7 protein-coding genes are annotated in these 9,497 nt (G+C 72.0%); 5 read left to right on the top strand and 2 right to left on the bottom strand.

The annotated features are described in order from the left end of the window. The first annotated feature begins 185 nt into the window (after positions 1 to 185). Positions 186 to 2,711: a malto-oligosyltrehalose synthase gene (treY, locus tag ACGF3A_RS41395; protein ID WP_393735982.1), complete on the top strand. Its 2,526-nt coding sequence runs from the start codon at positions 186 to 188 to the stop codon at positions 2,709 to 2,711. On the opposite strand, the gene ACGF3A_RS41390 is transcribed toward treY, so the two are convergent. Beyond that, the gene (locus tag ACGF3A_RS41390) at positions 2,641 to 3,243 is read right to left on the bottom strand and encodes an FHA domain-containing protein (protein ID WP_393735980.1); all 603 of its coding nucleotides are present in this window, start codon (positions 3,241 to 3,243) and stop codon (positions 2,641 to 2,643) included. The two genes, treY and ACGF3A_RS41390, sit on opposite strands and share 71 nt — an antisense overlap. Beyond that, positions 3,240 to 4,151 (bottom strand): LysR substrate-binding domain-containing protein, encoded by a 912-nt coding sequence (locus tag ACGF3A_RS41385; RefSeq protein ID WP_393735978.1) that lies wholly within the window; start codon positions 4,149 to 4,151, stop codon positions 3,240 to 3,242. The genes ACGF3A_RS41390 and ACGF3A_RS41385 overlap by 4 nt, the downstream gene beginning before the upstream one ends. A gap of 105 nt (positions 4,152 to 4,256) precedes the next feature. On the opposite strand from ACGF3A_RS41385, the gene lpdA reads away from it, so the two are divergent. The 4 genes from lpdA to ACGF3A_RS41365 all read left to right on the top strand — a co-directional run bounded on the left by lpdA (position 4,257) and on the right by ACGF3A_RS41365 (position 9,372). Further along, positions 4,257 to 5,681, top strand: a complete 1,425-nt coding sequence (gene lpdA, locus ACGF3A_RS41380; RefSeq protein WP_393735976.1) for a dihydrolipoyl dehydrogenase — start codon at positions 4,257 to 4,259, stop codon at positions 5,679 to 5,681. A gap of 75 nt (positions 5,682 to 5,756) precedes the next feature. Then, entirely contained in the window at positions 5,757 to 6,365 is a 609-nt protein-coding gene (locus ACGF3A_RS41375) for a WXG100 family type VII secretion target (RefSeq protein ID WP_393735974.1), read from the top strand. 11 nt (positions 6,366 to 6,376) lie between these two features. Beyond that, positions 6,377 to 8,761: a hypothetical protein gene (locus tag ACGF3A_RS41370; protein ID WP_393735972.1), complete on the top strand. Its 2,385-nt coding sequence runs from the start codon at positions 6,377 to 6,379 to the stop codon at positions 8,759 to 8,761. A 14-nt stretch (positions 8,762 to 8,775) separates the two neighbouring features. Then, a complete protein-coding gene (locus tag ACGF3A_RS41365) occupies positions 8,776 to 9,372 on the top strand; it encodes a hypothetical protein (protein ID WP_393735970.1) in 597 nt (198 codons plus the stop codon). The last annotated feature ends 125 nt before the right edge of the window (positions 9,373 to 9,497 follow it).

Here is a 9,497-nt window from a genome sequence, read left to right as displayed (position 1 = left end):
GGCGTGGCTTGTCGCGCAGTTCCCCGCGCCCCTGACGGGGCGCTCCGAGGAGCGCCGCGTACCTCTAGGGGCGCGGGGAACTGCGCGCGCAACCACCCAACAACCCGCAGCCTGCGACCGGCAGCCACGGCAGCCCCTGGCACGGACGGGGCACGAAAGGTCCCGGACCGGGTACGTACGTTCGCATGACACGTGGAGGCGTTCCCGCCACCCCTCACTCGACCTATCGGCTCCAGCTCCAGCCGGACTTCCCGTTCGCCGCCGCCGCGCGCGCCGTGCCGTATCTGGCCGGGCTCGGCGTCTCGCATCTGCACCTGAGCCCCGTGCTGACGGCCGTGCCCGGCTCGGCGCACGGGTACGACGTGACCGACCACGGCACCGTGCGCGAGGAGCTGGGCGGCGAGCGCGGGCTGCGGGCCCTGGCGGGGGCCGCGCGGGCGCACGGTCTCGGGCTGGTCGTGGACATCGTGCCGAACCACATGGCCGTACCCGCTGACATGCGGCTCAACGAGCCGCTCTGGGAGGTCCTGCGCGACGGGCCGGGCTCGCCCCGCGCCCGCTGGTTCGACATCGACTGGGAGGCGGGCGGCGGGCGCGTGCTGCTGCCCGTCCTCGGCGGGCGGCTGCACGAGGAGCTGCCCCGGATGCGGGTCGAGGACGGCACGCTGCGCTGGGACGACCGCGTCCTGCCGCTGCGCGAGGGCACCGAGGGCATGCCGCTCCCGGAGCTGTGCGAGGCCCAGCACTACCGGCTGGCCTGGTGGCGGCTGGGCCGGACGGAGCTCAACTACCGCCGTTTCTTCACCATCTCGGACCTGATCGCCGTACGGGTGGAGGACCCCGAGGTCTTCGAGGCGACGCACGCGACGGTGCTGCAGCTGCTGCGCGAGGGCGTCGTGGACGGGCTGCGCGTCGACCACCCGGACGGGCTGGCCGACCCGGGCGCGTATCTGCGGCGGCTGCACGAGGAGACGGAGGGCCGCTGGACGGTCGTCGAGAAGATCCTCGCGGCCGGTGACGGTGGGACGGGCGAGACGCTGCCCGCCTCCTGGCCCGTCGCGGGCACCACCGGCTACGACGCGCTGCACCACGTCGACGGCCTCTTCACGGACCCGGACGGGATGCCCGAACTGGCCGCGCTGCACCGCGAGTTCACCGGCGCTCCCCCGGACCGGGGCGGCGAGTGGGAGGCGACGCTGCGCCGCGCCGCGTACCGCGTCGTGGTGCACGACCTCGCCGCCGAGGTCGAACGGCTCACCCGGCTCGCCACGCGCGCCTGCGCGACGGCCCCCGACCTCGCGCTGCGCGACCACGCCCCGTGGGCGCTGCGCGCGGCCGTGCGCGAGCTGCTCGTACGGCTGCCCGTCTACCGCCCGTACCCCTCGCCCGGCACGCCCCCCGCCGCGGCCGACGTGGCGCTGCTGGAGCGGGCCGCGGCGCGGGCGCGGACGGTGTTCCGGGTGCCGGAGGAGGCCGCCGCCGTGGACGTCGTACGGGACCTGGCGCTGGGCCTGCCGCACGGCGGGCCCTACGGCGGCCCGTACGGCGGCGACTTCCCGGCCCGCTTCGCACAGGTGTCCGCCGCGCTGCGCGCCAAGTCGGCCGAGGACACCGCGTTCTACCGCCATGTGCCGCTCCTGTCGGCCTGCGAGGTCGGCGGGGACCCGGGCGGCCCGGCGGTCTCCCCGGCCCGGTTCCACGCGTACTGCGCGCGCCTCCAGCGCGACTGGCCCACCACCGCCACCGTGCTCTCCACGCACGACACCAAGCGCAGCGCGGACGTACGGGCCGCGCTCGCCGTGCTCAGCGAGTGCCCGGAGCGGTGGGCGGAGCTGCTGCGCGCGACGGCCCCGGACTCCGCCGTTCCGGCGCCGGACGGGCACGCCGCGTGGCTGCTGTGGCAGACCGCGTTCGGCCTGGGCGAGGAGCCGCCGCCCGTGGACCGGCTGCTGCCCGCCGTGCTGAAGTCCGTACGGGAGGCGGGGCTGCGCACCCACTGGACCGAGCAGGACGCCGCGTACGAGGCGGCCGTCGAGGCCCATGTCCGCGGGGCGGCGGGCGGCGACGGACCCGGCGCCCGCGCGCTGGGCGCCCTCCGCTCGGCCCTCGCGCCGTACGCGCGCGCCAACGCGCTCGGCGCGGCGCTGCTGCACCTCACCATGCCGGGCGTCCCCGACCTCTACCAGGGCACGGAACGCCCGTACCGCGCGCTGGTCGACCCGGACAACCGGAGCCCGGCACGCTTCCCCGAGGGAGCGGGGAGTGCCGAGGACGGGGACGAGGACGAGGACGAGAAGCTGCGCCTGACGGCCGCCGCGCTGCGGCTCCGGGCCCGGCACCCCGAGTGGTTCCTCGACGCCGCCCGCTACGAGCCGCTGCGCGCGGAGGGCGCGGCGGCCGGGCACTGCGTGGCGTTCGCCCGCTCCGGCGCCGTCGTCACCGCCGTGACCCGGCTGTCGCTGCGGCTGGCGGAGGCGGGCGGCTGGGGCGACACGGAACTGCCGCTTCCGGAAGGCACGTGGCGCGACCTCCTCGCCCGGCCGGAGGAGACCCCGGTTTCCCACTCCCTACGCTGCCGCCTCGACCGCCTCTTCGCCCGTAGCCCGGTGGCGCTGCTCGTCCGGGACGACACAGGCGCTGTTACGGACCCGGCGGCGGGCCCTTGGGGAGCGGCGGCACCGCCGGCGGATCCGCCTGTCCCGGGGCCGTGAGGCGGAACGCCTCCTGGCCGAACCGCACCTCGTCGCCCACCCGGACCGGGACCGCGCCGGTGACGCGGCCACCGTTGACCCAGGTGCCGTTGCGGGAGCCGAGGTCCTGGAGCAGCCAGCCGTTGCCGACGGACGTCAGCCGGGCGTGGAAGCGCGAGACCGTGTCGTGGTTCAGCCGCAGGACGGCGCCGGGCGCCCGGCCTATGAGCACCGGGTACGGGCCGGGCTCGGGCAGCAGCAGCTCGGGCAGGCGCTGGCTGCGCCACGCCTCGCGGACCTTGCCGGGGAACGCGGAGACGCGGCCGACCGCCGTGAGCCACCACCGGTTGTGCGGCGCGCGCTCCGGCAGGTCGTGCAGCACGGGGTGCAGCTCCTCCTGCCACCGGGCCTGGAGGATGACCTCCATCCGGCGGACGAAGGTGTCCGGCGACAGCCGGCCCTGCGCGGCGCCCTCGCGCAGCACACCCAGGGCGTGCTCCCGGTCCGCGTCGGAGAGACGCGGGGGGCCGGGTCCGGGTTCGAGAGGCGTCATGACCAGCATTCTCCGGAGCGCTCAACCCCCTGTCCAGAAAGGTCGTCCGTCAGTATCCGTATGAAGACATCCGCGGCACCACCGGCACGTGAACGGCAGAACGCCGTCATCGGACGGCGCCACGGCGGATCGACCGCCAGCAGCTGCTCGGCGGGCACCAGCGCGGGCACGAGGTGCGCGGAGATCATCGAGACGCCCGCTCCCCCGGCCGCCATCCGCGCGGCCGTCGTCGAGTGCTCGGTCCGCAGGACCGTACGGGGCGCGAACCCGGCCCTTCCGCACACCAGGTCGAGGAACGGGCGGCCCTCCACCCACGGCTCCATGCCGCACCGCACCCAGGCGCGGTCGGCCAGCTGCTCCAGCTTCACGGTGCCCGTGCCGCACAGCGGGTCGTCGGCGGGCAGGACGAGCACGACCTCCTCGGTGCCGATCTCCCACACCGGGCCGTCCCACGCGCGCGGCCGGTAGCCGACGGCGACGTCGGCGACGCCGCGCGCCATGTGCTCCAGCAGCTCGTCCTCCGAGACGTACTCCCGCAGCACGACGTCGACCTGCGGGCAGAGCGCGCGCAGCCGGGCGACGGCGGGCGGCAGCACGCCGAGCGCGAGGCCGTGCAGGGTGGCGACCTGCAGCTCGCCGCCGTCGGCCCCGGCGGCGGCGCGGGCCGACCTGCGGGCCTGCCGGGCGCTGCGGACGGCGAGTTCGGCGTCGGGCAGGAAGGCCCGGCCCATCTGGGTGAGCCGCACGCCGCGCGGCAGCCGCTCCAGCAGGGGGCCGCCGACGTCCCGTTCGAGCGCCTTGATCTGGTGGGAGAGCGCGGACTGCGTGACGTGCAGCGCCTCGGCGGCCCGGGTGAACGAGGACTCCTCGACGACCGTGACCAGGTACTCCATCTGCCGCAGACTCATCGGCCCCTCCCCGGCTCCGCGCCCCGTTCCCCATGAAGAACGCTCATCCCTTTCATCAAAACATTGTGTTGGACTCATCGCCGCACCGGGACGGACGCTGGGGCCATGAGCGGGAACACCACGGATGTGATCGTCATCGGCGGCGGAACGGACGGCTACAGCACGGCCCTTCGCGCCGCCTCCCTCGGGCTCGGCGTGACTCTCGTCGAGCGCGACCTGATCGGCGGCACGTGTCTGCACCGGGGCTGCGTGCCGAGCAAGGCCATGCTGCACGCGGCCGAACTCGTCGACGGCATCGCCGAGGCGCGCGAGCGCTGGGGCGTCAAGGCCACCCTCGACAGCGTCGACTGGCCCGCGCTGACGGCCACGCGGGACGACATCGTCTCCCGCAACCACAAGGGCGTCGAGGGCCACCTCTCCCGCGCGGGCGTCCACGTGGCGCGCGGCACGGCACGGCTGACGTCGGCGCGGACCGTACGCGTCGACGTGCCGGGCGAAGGCGCCGAGGAGTGGACGGCGACGCGCGGCATCGTGCTCGCCACGGGCTCGCGCCCGCGCACCCTGCCAGGCCTCGCACCGGACGGGCAGCACGTCGTCACCAGCGACGACGCGCTCTTCGCACCCGGACTGCCGGGCAGCGTGCTGGTGCTGGGCGGCGGCGCGATCGGCGTCGAGTACGCCTCGTTCCACCGCTCGATGGGCGCCGACGTCACGCTCGTCGAGGCAGCGGACCGACTGCTTCCGCTGGAGGACGAGGACGTCAGCCGCCATCTGACGCGCGCGCTGAAGAAGCGCGGCATCGACGTCCGTACGGGCGCGCTGCTGGAGGACGTACGGCGCGAGGGCGCGGGCGTGACCGGGACCGTACGGCCGTCACGCGGCGCCCCCTTCCCGCTCGCCGCCGAACGGCTGCTGGTCGCGGTGGGCCGTACGCCCGTGACCGACGGGCTCGGACTGGAGGCGGCGGGCCTGACGACGGACGCACGCGGCTTCGTGCCGCCCGCGTCGTGGGAGACGCTGGAGACGGCCGTGCCCGGCATCCACGTCGTGGGCGACCTGCTGCCGCCGCCGTCGCTGGGGCTGGCCCACGCCTCGTTCGCGGAGGGGCTGCTGGTGGCCGAGACCCTGGCGGGCCTCGCCTCCCGCCCCGTCGACTACGCGACGGTGCCGCGCGTGACGTACTCCAGCCCGCAGACGGCCTCGGTCGGCCTGAGCGAGGCCGAGGCCCGCGAGCGCGGCCACGACGCGGTCGCCAACACGCTCCCCCTCATGGCCACCGCGAAGGGCATGGTGCACGGCCAGGGTGGCATGGTGAAGGTCGTCGCCGAACAAGGGGCCCAGGGGCGGGTGCTGGGCGTCCACATGGTCGGCCCGCACGTCTCCGAGATGATCGCCGAGAACCAGCTCGTCGTCGCCTGGGACGCCGCTCCCGCCGACGTCGCCCAGCACATCCACGCCCATCCGACCCTCTCGGAGGCCGTGGGCGAGACGTACCTCACGCTCGCCGGACGAGGCCTCCACCAGCATTGATCGGAGACATCTCCTCCACTTCTCTTGTAGTTTCGTCAACAGCTCGTAGACGTTCACTTGCGAAGCGGGGGAGATGTGTCTTTCGAACAAGAATGGTCCGGGCTGGTCACGAACGCGCGCGCCCGGCAGTCCGCCTCGATGCAGATCAACGGGGCGAGTACACCGAACGGCGGAGGGGACGGCGGAGGGGGCAAGGGCGGCAAGGATCTCCAGGTGACGGCGAGCGTCCTGCGCTCGTACGCGGGCCGCGCCGAGAAGGTGAGCGACGAGTTCCAGAAGACCGACAACGAGACCATGCGGGAGACCGAGCAGGTCCCCGGGTCCATGAAGGGCTTCGCGAGCGACGAGGCGTTCAAGGACTTCCAGGTGATGTGGCGCAAGCAGATGAAGTACCTGGACGGCCTCTACACCGGGGTCGCCAAGTCGCTGCGCTCGGCGGCCACGACCTTCAAGGCCGAGGACGTACGGCGCAAAGTGGACCTGGACCGGCTCGACCCCTCGAAGCCGCTGCTCCCGAACTCCCCGCGCCTCCCGAACTCCCCGCTGCAGCCCCCGTACTCGCTGCAGCCGAACTCCCCGCTGCTGCCGGGCGCGGACGGCACCACGCCGCTGTCGCCGCGCCCGCCGCTCTACGGGCCCTACGTGCCGAACACGCTCCCGAAGACCGATGAACCCACCTCCTAGGGAGCGCACTCATGGCCACGACTGAACCTCTCGCGTACTCCGACGTGCGCGACGTCAACCTGGAGCCGCTGCGGCAGGCGGCGGGCAAATGGGGCAAGCTCCCGGGCAAGATCGAGGGCGTGTCCAAGACGTTCAGCCAGACCGTCTCCTCACCGCTGGAGCGGTCCGGCTGGTACGGCGAGACGGCGGAGACCGCGTTCAAGCATTTCCGCGGCGTCCGGCACCAGATGTCGGAGGCGTCCGGGCAGGCCGAGAAGATCGGCACCGTCATGTCCGACGCGCTCAAGGTCTTCGAATCCGCGAAGAAGGTCCTGCTGGAGGTCGAGCGCGCCGTCAGCACCCCGCCGAAGGACGGCGACGGCAAGGTCTATCTGAAGGTCAACAAGAAGGACGGCGTCGTCTATCTCGACCCGCCGCCCGACGTCGAGAACACCCCGGGCCTCGCCAAGGCGTTCCACGAGTCGATCGTCTACTACCAGGGGAAGATCGACGACGCCCTCCAGAAGGCGGCGGACGCGGACCACGACCTGAAGACGGCCCTGCAGATCGACCCGCCGGGCAAGGGCTTCAACGACGACGGCGCGAGCAACCTCAAGGACGTCGACGCGGAGACGAAGCGGGACGTCGACGCGCTGATGAAACTCGCGGGCACCGACGACTTCAAGCGGGACCCCAAACTCATCTCCCGCTTCAACGGCATCCTCGCCAAGAACTCCCAGAACGCCGACTTCGCCGAACAGTTCGCCACCCGCAAGGGCCCGAAGTGGATCGAGGAGTTCTGGTACAAGACGGCCAAGCCGGATTACGACGGGGAATCCCCGCTGTCCGACGAGAAACCGCGCTCCAAGGCGGTGACGAAGCAGCTCGCCTCGCTCCAGGACAATCTGGGGGTCACCCTGGGCCTCGCCAGCCAGTCCGACTCACCCGAGATGCAGAAGTGGAAGCAGGACGCCATCGCCTCCGGCGACGACCGGGTGCCGCTGGGCCGGAACCAGTGGTACCAGGGCGGCACGAAGCAGTTCGCCGACCCGCCCTACGGCTTCCAGGTGATGAGCAACCTGATGCGCACCGGGAAATGGGAGACGGGTTTCCTGAACAAGTACGGCGACCGGCTCGTCGAGTTCGACAAGGAGCCCTACATGCCCTGGAACGGCACGGAGGAGTTGGACGAGAAGACGCACCGCAAATGGCTCTCGTTCGGTAACCAGAAGCCGGACTTCCTCAACTTCGGCAAGGCGTACGACCAGGGCGAGGACCCGTTCACCGGGTATTTCGAGGCGCTGGGGAACAACAGCGACGCGTCCACGAACTTCTTCAAGGACGACGACAACTTCGACCACGTCATGAAGGACCGCACCTGGGAGCCGGACGGCGAAAGCCCCACGTCCGGCAGGGAGAAGGACTTCACCGGGTCCAAGGTGGCCCTCGGCCACGCGCTGGGCTCCGCGACCACCGGTCACGACTGGGACGCGCCGAAGAACGTCCCGGCCGAGCACACCAAGGACCAGGCCGACCTCATGTCCAAGATCATCAAGGGCACTGGGTCCATGGACAAGGACGGGAACGCGGACATCTCGCTCTCCCCGGGCATGCGCACCGGCCTGGGGAACGCCGCGGCCGAGTACACGCCGGACATGTTCCGGGCCATGACCGAGGGCGAGGGCGACAAGAAGCTGTTCCCCATGTCCGGGGCGCAGGCCGACATGGAGCACCGCGACGCGACGAAGTTCCTCGTGCAGCTGGGGCAGGACCCCCAGGCGAAGGCGGAGATCAGCGCCGCGCAGAAGCTCTACACCGGCCAGGTGCTCGACCACCATCTGGGCGGGGACGTCCCGGCGGGCCAGAGGTACGACGCACCTCCGCGGGACATCGTGAACGAGGTCCTCAAGACCTCGGGCGAGACCGCGGGCACGCTGGCCGCCGGTGCCCAGGAGACCATCATCGGCCCGGCGGTCGTGGACGATTCGGAGTACGACAAGTCCACGCTCAGCAACCGCCTGTGGGGCAACACCGCCTTCGGCACCGTGGTGACGGGCGCCAGCGTGACGAAGCCCTTCCTCGCGCACCCCGTCGGTGCCGCGACCGCGGCGGCGTTGCTCATCGGGTCCGAGGGGGCCACCCTCAGCGACATGGACGGCAACAACTGGAGCAGCAACAAGTCAGCCCCGGCGGCCGAGAGGGCCAGCGCGATCTACGACGAGATGTCCGAGCGTGACGTGCGGCAGAACCAGAGAATGCTGAAGGCCATCACGGAGGAGTACGGCGTCGACACCTCGTCCAGTTGGGGCCGCCTGTACTCCAACGAGGGATTCGGCCAGGGATACAGCCGGGTCGGCTCGACGGCCCCGTTCCTGACGTCCATCGAGCAAGTGAAGCAAATGGCCGTAGAGAAGTAAGGGAACGCACGCAGATGAACCGCCCCCTCCGCATCACCCTGCTCACCGTCCTCGCCGTGGCCCTGCTCGCGGCGGGGGCGCTGGGAGGCTATCTCGCCAGGGGCGAGGACCCCGCGGCCCCGAAGAAGCCCTCCGAGGTGTTCAAGGCGTCGGGGGAGCCCACGTGCTGGACCTCCGGCTCGGTACTGGACCGCGTCGTGCCCGCGGCCCGGTACGCGGACCGCTGGAAGCGGTCGACGCGCGGAAAGCTCAGCCACAACTTCCAGTGCGGCGTCACCGTGGACGACAAGCAGGTGCTGCGGGTCTCTGTCGTGCAACGCGACTCGGTGCACAAGCCCGACCGGGTGGGCACGGGCCCGGGCCACGGCAAGACCAGGAGCGTCCCCGGCTACGAGCAGAGCTGGTCCTCACAGGACGCCGTCAGCCTCACCGTCCCCTGCACCAAGGCCAAGGGCGACGACGGCGCCACCAACTTGTACGTCAAGGCCCAGGCGTGGCGGGAGAACTACGGGGGCCTGCGCGAGGACATGGTGCGGATCGCCAAGCAGGCGCTGAAGGCGCATCACACGACGACCTGCAAGGTGGCCCCGGGCGTGGAGGACCTCGACTGACCGCCGAAAACCCCTGGACAGATCGCCTGTCCAGGGGTTTCACTTACGCGGCGATCACGTCCGCGAAGAACAAGGAGGCGATAGCGATGCGTACAGGTGCCCTTTCGTATTCCCTTTCGTGCTCC

It is taken from the genome of Streptomyces sp. NPDC048172 (assembly GCF_043202595.1).
Taxonomy (GTDB): domain Bacteria; phylum Actinomycetota; class Actinomycetes; order Streptomycetales; family Streptomycetaceae; genus Streptomyces.
Note: the sequence above shows the minus strand (reverse complement) of the source record. Positions and strands in the feature narration are given on the sequence as shown.